Here is a 19,903-nt window from a genome sequence, read left to right as displayed (position 1 = left end):
GAGGTGCTCGGGCTGGACCGGGTCGGCGTCGACGACGACTTCTTCGCCGTCGGCGGCGACAGCATCCGCTCCATCCAGGTCGTCTCACGGGCCCGGACCCACGAGGTGGAGATCACCCCGCGGCAGATCTTCGAGCTGCGCACCGTGGCCGAACTGGCCGCGGCCGCCGCGGAACACCCCCGGACCGGACAGGTGCTGGCGGAGCTCGACGGCGGCGGCCTCGGCCCGATGCCGCTGATGCCGGTGGCCCGGTACCTGAAGGAACTGGGCGGCGGGCTCGACCGGTTCGCCATGTCTGAGGTGCTGGAGCTGCCGGCGGGCATCGACCACGACGGGCTCGTGGCCACCCTCGCCGCGGTGTTCGACCGACACGACCTGTTGCGCTCCGCCCTGGTCGAGGACGAGTTGCACGTCCACGCGCCGGGCAGCGTCGACATCGCCTCGCTGCTGCGCCGCATGGACTGGGACGGCCCCTTCGACACGGCCTGGCGCGAGACCGCGGCCGCAGAACTGGACGCGGCCACCGGCCGACTGGCCCCGGCGTCGGGAGTGATGGCGCAGTTCGTCTGGTTCGCCGGCCCGAAGCGCGGTCGACTGCTGATCGTGCTGCACCACCTGGTCGTGGACGGCGTCTCGTGGCGCATCCTCGCCCCGGACCTCGCCACGGCCTGGGAGGACGTCCGGGCGGGCCGCGTCCCGGCGCTGCCCCCGGTGGCGACCTCGGTCCGGCGCTGGTCGCACGCCCTCGTCGACGAGGCGGCCGCCCGGGCCGGGGAACTGCCGGTGTGGCAGGAGATCCTCGACGGCGCCGACCCCCTACTGGGTTCCCGGCCGCTCGACCCGGCCGTGGACGTCTCCTCGACGGTCGAGCACGTCCTGGTCGAACTGCCCGTGCGGGTGACCGAAGCGGTCCTGACCACACTGCCGGCGGCGTTCCACGGCGGGGTCAACGACGCCCTGCTCGCCGCCCTGGCCCTGGCAGTCACCCGCTGGCGGCGCGCCCGGGGCATCGAGGAGTCCTCTACCCTGGTGCGACTGGAGGGACACGGCCGCGAGGAGCACGTCGCCCCCGGCGCCGACCTCTCGCGCACGATCGGCTGGTTCACCAGCATGTTCCCGGTGCGCCTGGACACCGGCCGCGTCGACCTCGACGACGCCTTCGCCGGCGGCCCGGCCGCGGGCAGGGTGATCAAGGCGGTGAAGGAACAACTGCGCGCGGTGCCGGACAAGGGCCTCGGCTACGGCCTCCTGCGGTACCTGAACGCCGAGACCGCCGATGCGCTACGCACCGGCTCGACCGGACAGATCGGCTTCAACTACCTGGGCCGGTACTCCGAGGCGGACATGCCGGAACAACTGCGCGGCCTGGGGTGGAACCCGGCCATGGACGCCGCCGCGCTCACCGCGGAGCCCGACGCGCGGATGCCCGCGATGTCGACCGTAGACGTCAACGCGTACGTCACCGACACCACCGACGGACCGCGGCTGACGGCGCGGTTCGGCTTCCCGACCGGAGTCCTGTCGGAAGCCGATGTCCAGGAACTGGCCGACCTGTGGCGCACCGCCCTCAGCGGCCTGGCCCGACACGCGGCCGAACCCGGTGCCGGCGGGCTCACCCCGTCGGACGTGCCGCTGGTCGCCGTCGCCCAGCACGACCTGGAGGTCTGGGAGCAGCGGTACCCCGGCCTGGCCGACGTGTGGCCGCTCACCCCGATGCAGTCCGGCCTGCTGTTCCACAGCATGCTGGCGGACGCGTCCTTCGACGCCTACCACACCCAGCTCGTCTATCACGTGTCCGGCGTGGTGGACCCGCAGCGGCTCCGCGCGGCCGGGCAGGCACTGCTCGACCGCCACCCCAACCTGCGCACCGCCTTCGTCCACAACTCGGCCGGCGACCAAGTCCAACTCGTCCTCGGAGAGGTCGAGTTGCCGTGGCGGGAGATCGATCTGAGGGGCGACGACGACCGCACCGCGACACTGGCCCGGATCCTGGCCGAGGACCATGCCACCCACTTCGACCCGGCCGTCCCGCCCCTGCTGCGACTGACCCTGGTCCGGACGGGGCCGACCGAGTCAGAGCTGGTCCTGACCGCCAACCATGTGCTGGTCGACGGCTGGTCACTACCGCTGCTGACCCAGGACCTGCTGCTCCTCTACGGTTCCGACGGCGACACCTCGGTGCTGCCGAGGGCCCGTTCCTACCGGGACTTCCTGGTGTGGCTGTCACAGCGTGACCAGGAGGAGGCCGCCCGCCGGTGGGGCGCGGAGCTGGACGGCGTCCACGAGCCGACGGCGCTGGTGCCAGGCGCCGGTCGGGAGCAGGGCGGCCTCGCACTGGTCGAGGTGCCTCTGCCCGCCGCCACCGCGGCCGAACTCACCCGGCGCGCCACCCAGCTCGGCATCACCCTCAACACGCTGCTGCAGGGCGCCTGGGGCATCCTCCTGGGCCGGTTGACCGGTCAGGACGACGTGGTGTTCGGCGCCACGGTGTCGGGCCGTCCTCCCGCGGTGCCCGGTGTCGACTCGATGGTCGGCCTGTTCGTGAACACGCTCCCGGTCCGGCTGCGGCACTCCCCGGGGGCCACGGCCGCCGGCCTGCTGACCGACCTGCAGCGCCGTCAGGCGGCGCTGATGGATCACCACCACCACAGCCTGTCGGACCTGCAACGGGCCACCGCCCTGCCCTCGCTCTTCGACACGCTCGTGCTGTTCGAGTCCTATCCGGTCGACGGCCAGGCCATCGCGGAGGCGAACGCCGGGGCCGGCATCGCGATCAACGGGATGAGCACCCTCGGCGGCACCCACTACCCGCTGGTCGTCGGCGCCACCGCCGATCCGCATCTGCGCGTCGGCCTCCAGTACCAGGAGAACGCCTTCGAGCGGACCGCGGTCGAGAGCATCGCCGACCGGCTCGCCCGGGTGCTGACCAAGCTCGCAGCCGACCCGGACCAGGCCGTCAGCACGGTCGACGTCCTGGAGCCGAGCGAGCGCACACGGCTGCTGCAGGTGTTCGGCGACACCGCCGCACCACTGCCGGACCAGCCGGTGCACGTCCAGTTCGAGCGGCAGGCGACCGCGACGCCTGACGCCCCGGCGGTGCTCTTCGAACGGACGTCGGTGACCTACCGCGAACTGGACGCCCGGGCGAACCGCCTCGCGCACTGGCTCATCGAACGGGGCGTCCGCCCCGAGGACCGGGTCGCCCTGGTCCTGCCGCGCTCCACCGACCTGGTGGTCGCGCTGCTCGCAGTGCTCAAGGCCGGTGGCGCGTACGTGCCGATTGATCCCGCACACCCCGCGGCCCGGGTCGACCTGGTGATCGAGGACTGCGATCCGGCACTGGTGCTCCGACAGCTGCCCGAGTGCCTGGCCGACCGGCCGGACACCCCGCCCGGGGTGGCGGTTCCGGCGGCGAGCGCGGCCTACGTCATCTACACCTCGGGCTCGACCGGCCGGCCCAAGGGCGTGGTGGTCGGACACGCGGCGCTGGCCAACTTCCTGGCGTCGATGCGCGAGCGGTTCGTGCTGGGGGCGGCCGACCGGATGCTGGCCGTCACCACGGTCGCCTTCGACATCGCCGGTCTGGAGATCTACCTGCCGCTGCTGGCGGGTGCCGGTGTGGTCCTCGCGTCGGCCGACGCCGCCACCCAGTCGGACGCCCTGGTGGAACTGATCGCCCGGCACGGGGTGACGATCGCTCAGGGAACCCCCTCCCTGTGGCAGATGCTCGCCGCGCACGACACCCACAGCCTGCGCGGACTGCGCGTGCTGGTCGGCGGAGAGGCGCTCCCCCGGGCACTGGCCGCGACGCTGCGCGACGCGGCCGCGGAGGTGACCAATCTGTACGGACCGACCGAGACCACGATCTGGTCCACGGCCGGACCGGTCACCGACGGCGCGGGCGCGCCGCCGATCGGCGGCCCGATCGCGAACACCCAGGTCTACGTCCTCGACGACCACCTGCGGCTGGTGCCACCTGGTGCGGTCGGCGAGCTGTACCTGGCGGGCGAGGGCCTGGCCCGCGGCTACTCCGGTCGGCCGGGACTGTCCGCCGAACACTTCGTCGCCAGCCCGTTCCGACCCGGCGCACGGATGTACCGCACCGGCGACCTCGTCCGCTGGTGGCCGGACGGCCGCCTCGACTACATCGGCCGCGCGGACTTCCAGCTGAAGGTGCGCGGGTTCCGGATCGAGCCCGGCGAGGTGGAGGCGGTGCTGGCCGACCACCCGGCCGTCGACCGGGCCGTGGTCACGGTGTGGGAGGACCGACCCGGCGACGCCAGGCTGGTCGGCTACGCCGTCCCCGCGGCCGATGCCGGCGACGTCGAACCAAGGGAACTAACCGGGTTCCTGCGCGAGCGGCTGCCCGGATACATGGTGCCCTCGGCCGTGCTGCTGCTCGACCGGATTCCGCTGACCCCCAACGGAAAACTCGACCGAAGTGCGCTGCCCGCCCCCGAGTACGGCGCGGCCACCGCCTCCCGGCCACCGCGCACCCTGCGGCAGGAGGTGCTGTGCGGGCTGTTCGCCCGGACCCTCGGCGTGGACCGGATCGGGCTGGACGACGACTTCTTCGCCCTCGGCGGACACTCGTTGCTGGCCAACCGGCTGGTGGTGCGGATCCGTACGATGCTCGGCGTCCAACTGCCCATCCGGGCGGTGTTCGCCTGCCCGACGGTGGCCGGACTGGACGAGTACCTGGCCGCCGGGACGGAGCCGGGCACCGGGACGGACCCGTTCGGGCCGGTCCTGCCCATCCGGACGGGCGGCAGCGGAACACCCCTGTGGTTCGTCCACCCGGGCGTCGGCCTGGCCTGGTCGTACCTGGGGTTCGCCGGGCTGCTCGCCGCCGACCGGCCGGTCTATGGCATCCAGGCCCGCGGCTTCGACGGATCGCCCGTACCGGACTCCATCGACGACCTGGTGGACGACTACCTCGCGACGATCCTCGCGGTCCAGCCGCAGGGCCCCTACTGCCTGCTCGGCCTGTCCCTGGGCGGCACCTTCGCGCACGCGATGGCCGCCGAGCTGCAACGGCGAGGGCAGGAGGTCGAGTTGCTCGCACTGCTCGACCCGGTGCCGAGCACCTGGTTCATCGGTGAGCGGACACCGGACGTGTCGGAGGTGCGGGACTTCTTCGGGGACTACATCCCGCTCCTCACCGCGACGCCCGACGCCGGAGGCACCTCCTTGGTGGACAGGGCGGCGGAGATCATGGTCCGGCACATGGCGATGCTCAAGGAGTTCGAGCAGCCGGTGTTCGACGGCGACGTCCTGTTCTTCACCGCGACGCTGAACCCGGAAGGGTCGCACGCCGGGCTGTGGAAGCCCTTCGTCCGAGGGGCCGTGCAGGAGTGGCCCGTCCACAGCAGGCACGTGGACATGTACCTACCCGGTCCGGCAGCGCAGATCTGCCGGATCGTCAATCAACGTCTGGCCGAACATGAGTGAACCGTTCGTCCCGGCTCTAGCGGAGGAATCGATGACAGTGATCGGCACGGAGACGTTCGACGTCGTGGGCGTGGGGTTCGGCCCGGCCAACCTGGCCCTGGCCGTGGCGCTGGAGGAACACGCCGCCGGCCGCACGACCCCTGCGGTGTTCTTCGAGCGCCAGCCACGGTTCGGCTGGCACCGGGGGATGCTGCTGCCCTCGGCGAAGATGCAGATCTCGTTCCTCAAGGACCTGGCGACCTTCCGGAACCCCCTGTCGCGCTTCAGCTTCATCTCCTACCTGCACGAGCTGGACCGGCTGACCCCGTTCGTCAACAACCAGGACTTCTTCCCCACCCGGCGGGAGTTCCACGACTACCTGGAGTGGGCGGCGCGGAGCCTGGCCGACCGGGTGAGGTACGGCACGGAGGTGGTCGCCGTCCGGCCCGCGCCGCGGGCGGCCGGCGGAAGGATCGACCGGCTCGAGGTCGAGGTCGCCGAACCGGGTGGCAACCGGACGGTGCTGGCGCGCAACCTGGTCGTTTCCACCGGTCTGGTCCCCCACCTGCCGGTCGGCATCGACCGCGACGACCGGATCTGCCACAGCTCCGAGTTCCTCCTGCGGTTCGACCAGTGGGACCCGAGCAGCCTGCGGCGGGTCGCCGTCGTCGGCGCCGGACAGAGCGCCGCGGAGATCGTCCGGCACCTCCACGACCGCCTGCCGCGGGCAGGGGTCACGGCGGTCCTGCCGGCATACGGCTACTCCATCGCGGACGACACCCCGTTCGCCAACCAGGTCTTCGACCTGGCCGCCGTCGACGACTACTTCCACGGCTCCGAACGCTCCCGCGAGGCGTTCTGGAAGTACCACAAGAACACCAACTACTCGGTGGTCGACGACGAGATCATCCGTGACCTGTACCGCCGGCACTACGAGGACCAAGTCGACGGCAGCCCGCGCCTAACCTTCCGGAACCTGTCGCGGGTGGAGAGCGTGAAACGGGTCGGCGACGACCTGAACGTCACCGTGCACTCGCTCCTCACCGAGGAGTCGGAGTCCTTCGACACCGACGCTGTCGTCTTCGCCACCGGCTACCGGCCGATGGACCCGGCCGAGCTGCTGGGACGGCTCGGCGACCACTGTCTCCGCGACGACCAGGGCCGCTACCGCGTCGACCGAGACCACCGCCTGGCGACCACTCCGGAACTGGAGTGCGGCATCTACTTCCAGGGCGGCACCGAGCACACCCACGGCCTCTCCTCGTCCCTGCTGTCGAACATGGCCGTTCGCGGCGGCGAGGTCGTCGACTCGGTGCTGGCCCGCACCGAAGTCCCCGCGTGACCCCGACCACGAACCCCGTCACCCACCACGGTCCTCCCGGACCGACTCACACCCTGAGGAACCCGATGAGCAGCAACCCCTTCGACGACGACAGTGGCCGCTTCTTCGTGCTGGTGAACGACGAGGAGCAGCACTCGATGTGGCCGGCCTTCGCCGAGGTCCCCGTCGGCTGGCGGGTCGTGTTCGGCGAGAGCAGCCGCCGCGAATGTCTCGACTACGTGGAGCAGAACTGGAACGACCTGCGGCCGAAGAGCCTGCGCGACGCCATGGCCGCCGACCGGTCGTGAGCCTCCGCACCGTTGCCCCGCGTCCGGGCGGACCACCCGCACCGTGCACGAGGGGCACCAACCCGTCCCGCCGCCTCCGGCCCCGCCGGCGACCCGACCACCTCACGGAGAACCGATGACCACCCTCGCCGAGCGCTGGGGAATCCACCCGGGCCTTCCCTGGCTGCGCGGACACTCGCCGGAGCGGCTCGTGCAGTTCGACGAGCAGACGGGCTTCTGGCACGTGCACGGCTACCGGGAGGTCCTGGGGGTGCTCGGTGACCCCGGCACCTTCTCCTCCGACACCCGCCGACTGTTCTTCGGCCCGGACGCCGTCTTCGACGAGTCGTTCAACGAGGGCAGTCTGCTGCAACTGGACCCGCCGACGCACAGCAAGATGCGACGACTCGTCAGCCACGCCTTCACCCCGAAGATCATCGCCGATCTCGAACCGCGGATCCACGAGGTCGCCATCGAACTGATCGACAAGATCTCCGATCAATCGGAGGCCGAGCTGGTCGAGGCCCTGTTCTACCCGCTTCCCGTGATCGTGATCGCCGAACTTCTCGGCGTTCCGGCCTCGGACCGCGACCTGTTCAAGCAGTGGGTGGACCGCATGGTGGCCGGCGCCGAAGGCGCTTCGGCGGATTCCGGCTCCGAGGAGGACGCGGCCGCGGCAATGCGCCACATCCCCGAGCTGTACGAGTACATGCTCGCGCAGGCGGCCGAGCGGCGCCGCCGCCCACGAGCCGACCTGCTGTCCCTGCTCGTCGAGGTGAACGTCGACGGCGAGCGGCTGACCGACAACGAGATCGTCAACTTCGCCAACGAGATCCTCGTCGTCGGCCATGCGACGACCTCGGCGCTGCTGGGCAACGCCGTGCTGTGCCTGGACCACCACCCCGAGAGTGCGGCCCGGGTGCGGGCGGACCGTTCGCTCGTGCCGTCGGCCATCGAGGAGACGCTGCGCTACCTCAGCCCGATCGCCGGCAGCTTTCGGGCGACGACGACCGAGACCGAGGTGGCCGGACAGCGGATCCCCGCGCACCAGGTGGTGGTCGCCTGGCTCGGCGCGGCGAACCGTGACGAGCGGCAGTTCACTGACCCCCACACCTTCGACCCGGCCCGCGACCCCAACCCGCACCTGGGCTTCGGCCGCGGCATCCACTTCTGCCTCGGCGCACCCCTGGCCCGGCTCGAAGGCCGGATCGCCCTCGACCTCCTGCTCGACCGGTTCCCGGTCCTGCGCGCCGACCCGGACAAGCCGCCCGCCTTCCTGGACATCGCACACGTCATCAGCGTCTCGTCGCTGCCGCTGCACACCCGCTGAGGAGAATCCCGATGAGCACAGTGACGTCGCTCGCCGACAAGTGGGGCATTCACCCGAAGCAGACCTGGCTGCGCGGGGGCCGGCCCGAACCGCGCGTACAGTTCGACGAGGAACTGGGCCTGTGGCACGTCTACGGCTACCCGGAGGCGATGCAGGTCCTCGGTTCCACGGCGACGTTCTCCTCCGAGGTGGCCAAGCGCTTCATACCCGGCGCCGACCAGTGGGACTTCGACGGTGACCTCACCCACCTGGACCCGCCGGAACACCAGAGGCTGCGCAACCTGGTCACCCGCGCGTTCACCCCAAAGGTCGTGGCCGGCCTCGAACCGCGCATCACCGAGTTGACCCACGAACTCCTCGACGCCGTCGACCCGGACGGGTTCGACCTGGTGACCGACCTGGCCTACCCGTTGCCCGTGATCGTGATCGCCGACCTGCTCGGTGTGCCGAACAGCGACCGGGAACTGTTCAAGAAGTGGGCCGAGGACGTCCTGGGCCAGCGGTCCCAGGTGTCGACCACGGACGACAGCGGAGAACAGGAACGGACCATCGCGGCGCAGGAGAAGGCGCAGCAGGAGATGAAGGACTACCTCAAGCAGCACTCCGCCGAGCGCCGCAGGCACCCCCGCGAGGACCTGCTGACCGACCTTATCCAGGCCGAGGTCGAGGGCCGCCGGCTGACCGACAACCAGATCGGCAACTTCGCCGGCCTCCTGATCATGGCCGGCCACGTGACCACGACCATGCTGCTGGGCAACACGATCCTCTGTCTCGACACCTATCCGGACGCCGCCGAACGCGTGCGCGCCGACCGGTCGTTGATCCGCACCACCATCGAGGAGTCGCTGCGGCTCCTCAGCCCCATCGCGGCCGCCTACCGGGCGACCAATGTCGACGTGGACATCGCCGGGACACACGTGCCGAAGGACCAGATGCTCGAGGTCTGGGTGTCGGCGGCCAACCGTGACGAGCGGCAGTTCACCGACCCCCACACCTTCGACCCGGCCCGCGACCCCAATCCGCACCTGGGCTTCGGCCGCGGCATCCACTTCTGCCTCGGCGCACCCCTGGCCCGACTCGAAGGCCGCGTGGCCCTGAACATCCTGCTGGACCGGTTTCCCGCACTGCGCACGGATCCCGACAACCTGCCGACGTTCCTGGACACGCCGGACCTCACCGGCGTCTGGACCCTTCCGTTGCGCACCCACGACTAGGAGCCCGCAGTCATGAGCGTGACCAGCGAAAAGAACGGGACGGGCGCCTCCGGGCGCCCCGTACCCCCCGCGACGCTTCCGGTGCTGTTCGAGGCCCAGGCCGCCCGGACGCCGGACGCGACCGCCGTCGTCTCCGGCGACGCGTCGGTCACCTACGCCGAGTTGGACGAACGCGCGAACCGGGTGGCCCGTCGGCTGGTGGAACGGGGCATCGGCCCGGAGTCCGTCGTGGCCGTCATGGTGCCGCGGTCGATCGACATGGTCGTTGCCGTCCTCGGTGTGATGAAGGCCAGCGGCGTCTACTTCCCGGTCGACCCCGGCTATCCGCCGGAGCGGATCGCCTTCCTGCTCACGGACGCGGCCCCCGCCCTCGCGGTAACGGCCGGACAGTACGAGCAGCAGCTTCCCGCGAGCGTCGACCGCCTGCTGCTCGAAGGGATCGACGATCGGCCGCCGGTCCGCGGCCTCACCGCAGCGGACCGGCGCGCCCCGCTGCGGGCGGCCAACACGGCGTACCTGATCTACACCTCGGGCTCGACCGGCCGCCCCAAAGGGGTGGTCGTCACCCACGGCGGGGTCCCCGCCCTGGCGGCGACTTACGCGGGCCGCCTCGGCATAGGACCGGACAGCCGAATCCTGCACGCCGCGTCGCAGAGCTTCGACGCCTCCTTCTGGGAGATCACCATGGCCCTGCTGTGCGGCGGCACACTGGTGGTGGCCGCCGAACAGGACCGGATGGGCGATGGGCTCGCGGACACCGTCAGCCGGTATGCCGTCACTCACGTCCCGGTGTCGCCGTCGGTGCTGGCCACCGTGCCGGAGGACCGGCTCCCCGCTGGGGTGACCATCGTGCTCGGCGGCGAGGCCGTCGGCGAGGACCTGGTGGCGCGCTGGTCGCCGGGCCGGCGGCTGCACAACGCTTACGGTCCGACGGAGACGACGATCTGGGCCACGGTCAGCGATGCCCTCGGCCCGGGCCGCGTACCACCGGTCGGCCGCCCGGTGACGGACACCGAGTGCTTCGTGCTGGACGACGTGCTGTCGCCGGTGCCGGCAGGCGGGACGGGCGAGCTGTACGTCACCGGGGAGTCACTCGCCCGCGGGTACCTGGGCCGGCCCGGGCTCACCTCGGCAAGGTTCGTCGCCTGTCCCTTCGCCCGGTCCGGAGCTCGGATGTACCGCACGGGCGACGTCGTACGCCTGGGCAGCGACGGCGAACTGGAGTTCGTGGGCCGGGCCGACGGACAGGTGAAGATCCGCGGGTTCCGCGTGGAGCCGGGTGAGATCGAAGCCGTGCTCGCCGCGCTGCCCGCCATCGCGCGGGTGGCCGTAGTGCTGCGCGAGGACCAGCCCGGGGACAAACGGCTCGTCGCGTACGTGGTGCCCGAGGCACCCGGGGGGATCACCGCCCGCGAGGTACGCGCCACGGCGGCGGACCGGCTGCCGGACTATCTGGTGCCGGCCTCGGTAGTTCTCCTCGACGACCTCCCGTTGACGCCGCACGGGAAGTTGGACCGTTCGGCACTGGCGGCCCCGAGCTTCACCGCGGGCTACGGGCCCGCGGCCCGGGACGCCTTCGAGGCGACGCTGTGCCGGTGCTACGGCGAGGTCCTAGGCGTGCCCGAGGTCGGTCTCGACGATAACTTCTTCGACCTCGGGGGGTACTCGCTGCTCGCGTCTCGGCTGATCAGGAAGGTCGAAACCGATCTGGACCTCAGACTGACCCTGAACACGATCTTCGAAGCCCCGACCCCGGGCGAGCTGGCACGGCGTCTGCGGGCCGGAGCCGAGGAGCTGTCATGTACGACGTGATCGTGGTCGGGGCCAGAGCGGCCGGCTCCCCGGCGGCGATGCTGTTCGCACGCGCCGGGTATCGGGTGCTCCTGGTGGAGCGGGCCCGCTTCCCGAGGGATACGCTGTCCACCCTGTACCTGCACCAGCCCGGTGTCGCGATGCTGGACCGGTGGGGCGTGCTGCCCGAGGTGGTCGCCACCGGCTGTCCGCCGATCGGCCGCGTCCGCTACACGACCCGGGGCCTCACGCTCGAAGGCTGCTCCTGGCCGGTCGGCGGCCACCGCCACACCTACGCGCCCCGGCGGCACCTGCTCGACTCGGTCCTCGCGGACGCGGCGGTCCGGGCGGGCGCCGAGTTCAGGGACGACTGCACCGTCACCGGGCTGGTGTTCGACGAGGGCGCGGTCACCGGCGCCCGGATGAGCTCCGGTACGGCCGGCGAACTGGTCGAGCGGGCCGCACTGGTCGTCGGCGCCGACGGGATGCGTTCGACGGTGGCCGCGGCCGTCGACGCGTCGCTCGTAGTCGAGGACCCCACGCTGACCTGCGTCTACTACACCTACTGGGCGGACCTGCCCGCCACGTTCGAGCTGTACGACGTGCCTGGGCACTGGGTCGGGCTGGTGCCGACGAACGACGATGCGACGCTGATCGCCGCGTACCGGCCGCAGGCCGAGTTCGGGCGCGTCCGCAGCGATGCGCTGCAGTCGTTCCTCACCGGGATCGAGCAGACGTCACCGGAGGTCCGCGAGCGGATGGCGGCCGGTCGGAGGATCGGGCGGATGCTCGGCACCGGTGATCAGCGGAACTTCTTCCGCCGGGCGGCCGGCCCCGGCTGGGCGTTGATCGGGGACGCCGGCCACCACAAGGACTCCATCACCGCGCACGGCATCACCGATGCCTTCACCCAGGCCCAACTGCTCGCGGACTGCGTCGGCGAGGACCTGCACGACCCGCAACGGCTGCAGGCTGCACTGGACCGGTTCGCCACGCGCCGCACGGAGCTGCTCCTGCCGGAGTACCGGAACACGCTGGCAACGGCGAAGCTCGATCCGCCGGCGCACCGCATGCAGATGCTGCAGGCGATCGCGACCAGCGAGGAGCTGACCGACCGGTTCTTCTCGACGTGGTCGGGCGCCTGCCCGGTCGACGAGTTCGTCACCCCGGAACTGCTCGATCTGGTGGAGGCCCAGGAGGTGATGGCGCACAATCCGTGACCACGGTACCCACGGCCGTGCACCCGTGGGGCGCAACCCGACGGACCGCCGGCGAGAGGGGAGGGTGCGGTGCCCGGAGGAGAGGTGGCGTCGAAGCCACCACGACCTCTGCTCGAACCCGGTCGGCGGTCGGCGACCGGGTTTGCGGCATTCTGCCCATCCTTCCCGGATCGTCCCCGTCCGGCGAACACGCTTCCCACCCTTTTTTGGCGCATATTCACCAAGCGTTCGCCAGCCCCACGAACTAAACTGTCATCCGCTCCTCGGGATTCTTATCCGACAGCGGCCCGAATGGAGACCGCTGGGAGTCCTTCGGAGCTTACAGACACAGACGTCTGCCGCTGCCAGCCTCGGGGGAAGAAGCGAATGTGGCGTACGAAGAAGCACGACATAGGGCACCTTTCTACACCTTTCCTTCAGTGCTCCTTCTCTGAGCCCGACCGCGCCTCCAGCCGGTCATGATCGAATCCTGCGCTCGCCGACTGCCGACCACCCGGTGCGCCTCCGAAGCCATGTCGGCATTCGATCGCATGGACGAGCGATCATTGAATGCCGACCCGGCGTGTCGACGGCAGGAGCGATCCGCGTCTGATTCCAGTGGCTACTCCCACTCCCTCTTCGCCCAGTTCGACAGCGGACCGACGCGATTCAGTCAAGTGGGGCACCTATGATGCATGGAGGCACAATGAACGGGCAGGCCGCCGAGTCCAACGAGCCCAAGACCGTCCGCAAGCGCTATGGCGATGCCCCGTGCCGACGATTAACGGACGGCGACGAGCGGCCGAGCAAGGTGCTGACGACGAACGTCGGGCTGCAGATTCCCGAGGGTCTGCCGTTCGACGACTGGGAAAGAGCCGGACGACAGCTTTCCGGAATAGTGAATTCCTCATCCTGGTGGCTCGGCGACTGGCTGGTCTACGGGAAGGATCACTACATTGACAGATATCAGCGTGGAATTCGCGCCGCAGGCCTACAATATCAGACATTACGGAATTACGCCTGGGTCTCACGACGCTTCCCCTTACCCCGTCGTCGGCCGGCGCTGACTTTCCAGCACCACGCGGAACTCGCCTCCCTGCCGGTCGAGGAACAGGACACGTGGCTCGACCGGGCCGAACGGATGGGCTGGACCACAAAGCAACTTCGCAATGCCATCCGGCTGGCCCGGTCGGAAGAAAGGGACGAGGGGCGGCCAGTCGAGTCGGCGCGGCAATTCGCGGTTCCGGGGGACCGGATCCAGTGGTGGCACAAGGCTGCGGAACGGTCAGGCATCGACCTCGAGCGGTGGGTGCTCGACACGCTCGACGATGCGGCCGAACGGGCGCTGGAGGAGTCGGCGCCGAACAATCGCCCGCACTCGCTCCCCCCGCAGCGGCCCTGAGTGCGACCTAACGACCCCGGCCACCGACCGTACGGTGCACCGAGGGGGACCCCGCCATAGCCCCACCCCGTCGTGGCGGTCCGGGCCGACTTCGGGTGCCTCGCACTCACCGGGACCGAGGTCCGCGATCCTCGGTCCACCGGTCGTTTTCGCTGTCGGACTGCGACGGCCCGGCAAAGGCGAGGAAGACGTTGTCGAGGTCCTGGATGTGCACCGTGAGGGTCTCCACCTCTAGCGACCGGCTGTCCAGCACGTCCAGGACCGCCCGGAGGGTGGGCAGCCTGCCGTCGGTGGGAACGTACAGGACGAGAGCATCGGCCTCACCCGTCGCGGAACCGAAGGCCGCGGTGGCCGACCGGAACTCCCGGGCGTCGGCGAACCGCAGGCAGATGTACCCGCTGGGAGCCACATGCTCCGCGACATCGACGGCCTTGCCGGCCTCCCGACCTCCCGACGTCTCCCGGGTCGCGGGCGCCATCACCACGAACTCCGGCGCGAGCCCGTTCAGCCGCATCATGACGGAGCCCGGCGCAAGCTCCCGGCTGACCAGCTCCATGGCCTCGGACAGCGCGTTGAGTAGAGCCAACCGAGCCGCCGACTCCAGTGGAACCATCAGCTGATCGGCCAACGCGCGGGTTTCGTCGCTTCCGGCCCCGGCGACGGCCATGACCTCGCGCCGGAGGCAGTCGACATACGACGTAAGATCCATAGCGCCAGTCTGGCACAGATATGGCGCCGCATCTATGTCCATCGCGACAGCTCCACGAATTTTGACCGAAACAATCCCCCATGCCGATGGGCTCAGCGAGGCGGCCCAGTACCCCGCCGATCCCGCCGAGACCGCTATTACCTGCTAGAACACGCCACATGGGCTCAGAGTAGCTAGTCAAGGCCACTCTCCCTGACCCCCCGAGCCATCAGGCCGAATGGCGTCGCAGGCCAATTTCAATGGCGCCAGTATTGGCGCCAAACCAAGTAGTAGCGGCCGCCAGCGCCAAGGGCACCGGTCGTACCGGAGCCGAGCACGTCTTTGATGCCGAACTCGTCGACGTACTCGTCGCCGACGGCCTGCGCAACGGCAGGGTCGGAGGCAGGGGTGGCCATGGTCCAGATATCGCCCGCCTCCTGGTAGGCGGATACCTCGATCGAGGCGGGACGAACTGGACGTGCCGGTGACAGCCCTACTCTTGCCGAAAACCTCATCCGGGGCCTGTGACCTGCGCATTCTCACGAACGGCCACGGGCGCCCGCATGAGCGTGCCAGGCTGATGGATCGTGCTGCTGAGACTGGCGTATCTGGGCGTGACCAACGCGTTCGCGGTGCTGCGTCTGCTGCCGATGAGCGACCGCGACAAGGACGTGGAGATCCTGGCCCTGCGCCATCAGATCGCGGTGCTGGAACGGCACCTGGGCAGGCAGCGGGCCCGGTTCGAAGCGAGCGGCAACTCGCTGGGCTCCGTGAACGGGACCACGCAGTTCCATTCCGCCGACGTGCAGGTGGACGGCTTCACCGCCACCGTCCCGTGCGGTTCGACGGTGCGCGCAACCTTCACGGTGCAGGGGAGCGGCCCGTGGGGCACCCGGCCCGTGGTGGAAGCGCCGGTAATCTGCTGACGATTCATCAGAGTCACTACCGAGCCCGGGAGTCGGCGGATTCCCGGGCTCGGCCCTTTGCGTGTCCGGCCGGTTTCTCACCGGGGATCGTCCGGGGTGAACTGCGCGAGCGCCTCGGGTTCGACGGCTTCACCGTCACCCAGGCCCGCGTCGACGCCCGCCGGGTGACACGGGCCCGCCGCCGGCTCCCGCGTCCCAGGGGATGCGGGCGCCAGGGCGTCGAGGATCACCGCGCCGGTCAGTACCGGGTGGTGATGGTGACGCCGCTGAAGGCGGTCCTGCCGTAGAGGCTGATGTAGCGGTAGCCAGCCGTGCTGTTGGTGACGGCCAGCGTCTGGGTGGTGCCGTTGTTGGTGGATGAGGCGGCGTAGGAGGTGTTGGAGGCCCAGGTGTCGGGGCTGTAGTAGAGGTAGGCGGTGCCGGTGCCGCCGGTGGTGGAGACGGTCAGGGTGGTGGTGCCGGCCGGCATGTAGATGTACATCTGGTCCGAGCTCCCGGCGTCGGCCGATCGGCCGGTGCGGAAGCAGTTGTAGTCCATCTTCCGGGCGTCGGGGTCGGCGCAGGCCGCAGGCGCGGCCGGGGCGGTGACGGTGACGGTCTGGCTCGTGGTGGCCGTCTTGCCGTAGCTGTCGGTGACGGTGAGGGCGACGGTGTAGGTACCGGGAGCGCGGTAGGACTTCATCGGGGAGGCCGTGGTGGAGGTGGTGCCGTCACCGAAGTTCCAGGCCCAGGCGGTGATGCTGCCCTTGCCGGCGGTCTCGGTGGAGCGGTCGGTCAGCTGGACGTTCGGGTCCCGCACCTCGGTGTCGAAGGCCGCCTTCGGGATGCCGGGAGTCAGGCAGGTGTCGGTGGCGCAGGTGCCGAGCCAGCTGGTGAAGTTGGCGTCGTAGGCGGTGCCGATGCCGTTGTAGTAGGCGTAGCCGCGTGTGTAGTCGCCGGTGCGGAAGTAGTTGAGCATGGTCTGGACAACGCCGGGGAAGCGCTCGATCATGTAGCGGGCGCCCAGGTAGCCCCAGTGGTAGGTGCGGACGACGTCGCTGTTCAGGTACGTGCTCTGGAACAGGGTGCTGAGCGCGTAGGTGTGCTTCGGGGCCCAGGAGACGGCGTTGAGGTCGGTGGCACCGCGGTAGGTGTAGGAGACGTACTCGGCGACGCCCTCGATCCACCACAGGTCGGGCACGCTGGTCTGCTGCTCGAAGCCGCCCTTCATGTCGTAGCGGGCGTCCAGGACGTGGGCGTACTCGTGGTTGAGGTTCCAGATCCGGGCGGTGAAGCCGTTGTCGTTCGCCCACCGGTATATGAGGGAGACCGGCTGGTTGGCCGGGTCGGTCGGGGTCCCGGTGAGGGTGACGCCGCCGTTGTTGGTGTCCGCTTCGTACATCGCGCCGGCGTAGGTCTGGTAGTCGGCCTGGCTGGCGTAGACCACGACCTGCACGGACGACTCGTACTGGCCGGGGATGGGGCCGTTGTCGCGGACGAGGTTGTGGAAGTACGCGTCCTCGCCCTTGAGGTCGGCGCAGACGGCGGCGAGTTCGGCAGCGGTGAGGTCCTGGGCCAGGACGGTGAGGGTGGAATTGCAGGTCTGCCGCATCGGCAGCACGGCCTTGGCCAGGCGCTGCTGCAGGTCGCAGACGCCGTAGTAGGAGCACTGGTCCTTGTCGAAAAAGGCGGCCGTGTTGGCGGTGCCGACCCACAGCGGGGCGGTGGGGCCGGTCATCGACGAGCCGTCGAGCAGGGCCTTGGCCAGCGGGCGGACCCTGGTCTGGAAGGCCGGGTACTTGACGAAGCGGGTCACCTCGATGCCGGCGTTGGACACCAGGAAGCCGGATCCGGTGCCGAGCAGGTCGCGGTGGTCGCGGGTGAACGCGTCGAGCGTGTCGATGATGCCCGGGTCCGCGGTCACGGCGTCGACGAAGGCCTTGTTCTCGTGACCCCGGTCCAGCGCGCCCAGAGCGCTGTTGACGAAGGTGAGCATGCCCCTCGAGCCGTCGTACGCGCGGGTGTAGCCGTTCAGCATCTGGCGGTAGGTGCTCAGGTAGCGGCCCTGCTGCCCGGTGCTGCTGGTGAGGATGATGACGTCGTTCGCGATCTGGCCGTTCGCGTCGATGACGTCCGTGAAGTGCGGGGCGGCCAGGAAGGTGTCGATGCCGCGCGTCACGGCGGCGGTCAGCGTGGCGTCGTAGGGGCCGACGTGCGCCAGGTCCTTGTCCTGCACGTAGTAGCCCGCGCGCAGGTATAGGACGACCTGCCAGGTGGCGGCGGAGTTGTCGCCGGGGTAGGAGGCGGCGGCGCTCTGGAAGGCGTCGGCCATCGTCGCCATCTGGCTCTGGCGGAACAGGGCCGAGGTGTAGGGGCTTCCGGCGGTGTAGAACAGCGAGCCGATGCACTGGGGGGTCGAGGCCTTGACGTAGGACACCAGGGCGGCCCCGGTCCGGCCGGCGAAGTCGGCCGGGGTGCACGACTGTGTGGCGACCGGCTCCGCCGTCAGCGCGCGCGGTGCGGCCTTGGCCAGGCTCTTGTCCGAGCCGGTCTCCGCCGGCGCCGTGACGGACAGCGGGTTGACCAGCGGCAGCTGCGCGGCCGTGAGCCGGCCGGACTGCGGGGCGGCGGGGCTCTCGGGGTCGGTGAACGGGCTGCCGGGCACCTCCGTCGAGCTGCCGGAGGGCTGGTGCGTGTTCGAAGCGGCCGGTGCGGGGGTGACCGGCGTGGGGGCTGCCTGGCTCGGTCCGGCGGATATGCCGAGCAGGACGGTGCCTGCCGCGGCGACTGCGGCCAGCAGCCTTGACATGCGTGAGAGCGGACGCATCGTCTATTCCTTTGTGGGGGAAACGCAAACGGATGCACCCCGGACGTGGGGATGTGGGAGGCGTCCGAAGCGCGTGACGCACCGTCTCACAAGACCGGCGGAGCCATCAATAGGGTGTGACATGTCATCGATCTCAAGTTCGCTTCCGCCGAGACGACGGCCCTGCAGGCACCGGTGGATCATCCGCCCAGGTCACGGCCCCGATCGATCTCCTCCGACGCGAACCGGGCCCAGGGCGGGAGCTGATCAGAGTTGCCGAACAGCTCCTATCCGCCTCCGGAATTCTCCGGCAGGAACACGGTCACACTCAGGCCGCCGTCGGCTCTGGCCTCGGCAACGACCGTACCGCCGTGGCTCTCGACCACCGCGCGCACGACCGACAGGCCGGGCCCCGAGCCTGGCCGTCCGGTGGAAAGCCGCGCGCCCTCACCACGATGGAACGGCTCAAACAGGTGCTCGATCTCGGCCGGGCCCACGGAGGGGCCGGTGTTGTCCACGCGCAGCTCCGCTCCGCCCGCGACGCGTCCCATGCTCACCCTGGCCTCGACCCCGCGGTCGAGGACGTTGTGGCGGACCGCGTTCTGGACCAGGTTGGCCGCGACCTGGCCGAGCAGGACCGGATCGCCCGAGGTCGGGCGTGGTCCAGCTCGGTGGTGACGGTGATGCCCGCGACGCCGGCCTGGGCGCGGTACTGGTCGACCGCGTCGGCGGCCAGGTCCGCGAGGTCGGTGGCCTGGTAGCTCTGCGGGCCCTGTTGGCCCCTGGCGGGCAGCAGCAGGGTGGCGACCAGCTTCTCGCTGCGCGGTCGCGCGCAGCGAACGCTCGATCGAGGGCTTGAGGTCGTCAGGCACCCGCCCCTCGGCGAGTGGGATCTCCAGGGAGGTGTGCTGGAGCGCGAGCGGGGTGCGCAACTCGTGCGAGGCGTTGGCGGCGAAGCGGCGGTTCGCGTCGAAGGACCGCTCGAGGCTCACCAGCATCGCGTCGAAGGTGACGCTGAGTTCCTTGATCTCGTCGTCTGGGCCGACCAGGGCCAGCCTGTCGTGCCGGTTCTGCCCGGAGATGCGCCGCGCGGCGCCAGTCGACACCGACTCCCCGGGGTGTGCTGACCGTTCACCGTCAGGGCTTCGTCCTGCCACTCGGCAGGCACGAACCCGACGGATGGCCGTGAACGACCGCGCCCGCCGACGGTGCCGGCGGGCGCGGTCGTTCACGGTGCTCCGGTGGACCGATCAGCTGTGGCGACCCCGACGGCGCCGGGCGATCACCGTGAACAGCACGCCGAAGCCCAGGGCGACGGCGCCGAGCACGGCCGGCAGCAGGCCGGGCCCACCGGTGTGGGGCAGCTCGCTGCCGCTCTGGCCCGGGGACGGCTGCTGCGGATCGTGCGACGGCACGCCGGGCTCACCCGTGCGCGGGAGCTCGCTCGACGACGGGGCGTTCGACGGGCCGTCCGACGGGCTGTTCGACGGCGAAGGTGAATTCGTCGGCGAGTCGGTCGGAGTCGGCGAA

The 19,903-nt window shown here is 70.3% G+C and carries 14 protein-coding genes; 9 read left to right on the top strand and 5 right to left on the bottom strand.

Going from position 1 to position 19,903, the window contains the following annotated elements; genetic code table 11:
• From AB0O82_RS29895 to AB0O82_RS29860, 8 genes are all read left to right on the top strand, one after another.
• Positions 1-5,451, top strand: a 5,451-nt coding sequence (locus AB0O82_RS29895) for an amino acid adenylation domain-containing protein (RefSeq protein ID WP_363587028.1), incomplete at its 5' end; no start/stop codon positions are given.
• A 31-nt stretch (positions 5,452-5,482) separates the two neighbouring features.
• The gene (locus tag AB0O82_RS29890; RefSeq protein ID WP_363587027.1) at positions 5,483-6,772 is read left to right on the top strand and encodes a lysine N(6)-hydroxylase/L-ornithine N(5)-oxygenase family protein; all 1,290 of its coding nucleotides are present in this window, start codon (positions 5,483-5,485) and stop codon (positions 6,770-6,772) included.
• Between the two features lie 65 nt (positions 6,773-6,837).
• Positions 6,838-7,059 carry an MbtH family protein gene (locus AB0O82_RS29885; protein ID WP_363587026.1) on the top strand — a complete coding sequence of 74 codons (222 nt, stop codon included), beginning with the start codon at positions 6,838-6,840 and terminating at the stop codon, positions 7,057-7,059.
• Between the two features lie 115 nt (positions 7,060-7,174).
• Complete coding sequence (locus AB0O82_RS29880) at positions 7,175-8,368, top strand: cytochrome P450 (protein ID WP_363587025.1); 1,194 nt, start codon at positions 7,175-7,177, stop codon at positions 8,366-8,368.
• A gap of 11 nt (positions 8,369-8,379) precedes the next feature.
• Positions 8,380-9,582, top strand: a complete 1,203-nt coding sequence (locus tag AB0O82_RS29875) for a cytochrome P450 (protein WP_363587024.1) — start codon at positions 8,380-8,382, stop codon at positions 9,580-9,582.
• A gap of 12 nt (positions 9,583-9,594) precedes the next feature.
• Entirely contained in the window at positions 9,595-11,394 is a 1,800-nt protein-coding gene (locus AB0O82_RS29870; RefSeq protein ID WP_363587023.1) for a non-ribosomal peptide synthetase, read from the top strand.
• A complete protein-coding gene (locus AB0O82_RS29865; RefSeq protein WP_363587022.1) occupies positions 11,382-12,593 on the top strand; it encodes an NAD(P)/FAD-dependent oxidoreductase in 1,212 nt (403 codons plus the stop codon). The genes AB0O82_RS29870 and AB0O82_RS29865 overlap by 13 nt, the downstream gene beginning before the upstream one ends.
• Positions 12,594-13,278: 685 nt before the next feature.
• Complete coding sequence (locus AB0O82_RS29860) at positions 13,279-13,974, top strand: LmbU family transcriptional regulator (protein WP_363587021.1); 696 nt, start codon at positions 13,279-13,281, stop codon at positions 13,972-13,974.
• 106 nt (positions 13,975-14,080) lie between these two features.
• On the opposite strand, the gene AB0O82_RS29855 is transcribed toward AB0O82_RS29860, so the two are convergent.
• Positions 14,081-14,683 carry a hypothetical protein gene (locus AB0O82_RS29855; RefSeq protein ID WP_363587020.1) on the bottom strand — a complete coding sequence of 201 codons (603 nt, stop codon included), beginning with the start codon at positions 14,681-14,683 and terminating at the stop codon, positions 14,081-14,083.
• Between the two features lie 236 nt (positions 14,684-14,919).
• The gene (locus tag AB0O82_RS29850; RefSeq protein WP_363587019.1) at positions 14,920-15,078 is read right to left on the bottom strand and encodes a hypothetical protein; all 159 of its coding nucleotides are present in this window, start codon (positions 15,076-15,078) and stop codon (positions 14,920-14,922) included.
• Positions 15,079-15,249: 171 nt separating this feature from the next.
• Here AB0O82_RS29850 and AB0O82_RS29845 point away from each other — a divergent pair, with 171 nt between their 5' ends.
• Entirely contained in the window at positions 15,250-15,588 is a 339-nt protein-coding gene (locus AB0O82_RS29845; RefSeq protein ID WP_363587018.1) for a hypothetical protein, read from the top strand.
• A gap of 238 nt (positions 15,589-15,826) precedes the next feature.
• Here AB0O82_RS29845 and AB0O82_RS29840 read toward each other — a convergent pair whose 3' ends face one another.
• From AB0O82_RS29840 to AB0O82_RS29830, 3 genes are all read right to left on the bottom strand, one after another.
• The gene (locus AB0O82_RS29840; protein WP_363587017.1) at positions 15,827-18,376 is read right to left on the bottom strand and encodes a collagenase; all 2,550 of its coding nucleotides are present in this window, start codon (positions 18,374-18,376) and stop codon (positions 15,827-15,829) included.
• A gap of 284 nt (positions 18,377-18,660) precedes the next feature.
• Positions 18,661-19,479 carry a HAMP domain-containing sensor histidine kinase gene (locus AB0O82_RS29835; RefSeq protein ID WP_363587016.1) on the bottom strand — a complete coding sequence of 273 codons (819 nt, stop codon included), beginning with the start codon at positions 19,477-19,479 and terminating at the stop codon, positions 18,661-18,663.
• Positions 19,480-19,623: 144 nt separating this feature from the next.
• A complete protein-coding gene (locus tag AB0O82_RS29830) occupies positions 19,624-19,788 on the bottom strand; it encodes an LPXTG cell wall anchor domain-containing protein (protein ID WP_363587015.1) in 165 nt (54 codons plus the stop codon).
• Positions 19,789-19,903 lie beyond the last annotated feature (115 nt).

This window comes from Kitasatospora sp. NPDC088264, from assembly GCF_040685715.1.
In the GTDB taxonomy this organism is placed as follows: domain Bacteria; phylum Actinomycetota; class Actinomycetes; order Streptomycetales; family Streptomycetaceae; genus Kitasatospora.
This window is presented reverse-complemented; position numbering and strand designations above follow the sequence as displayed.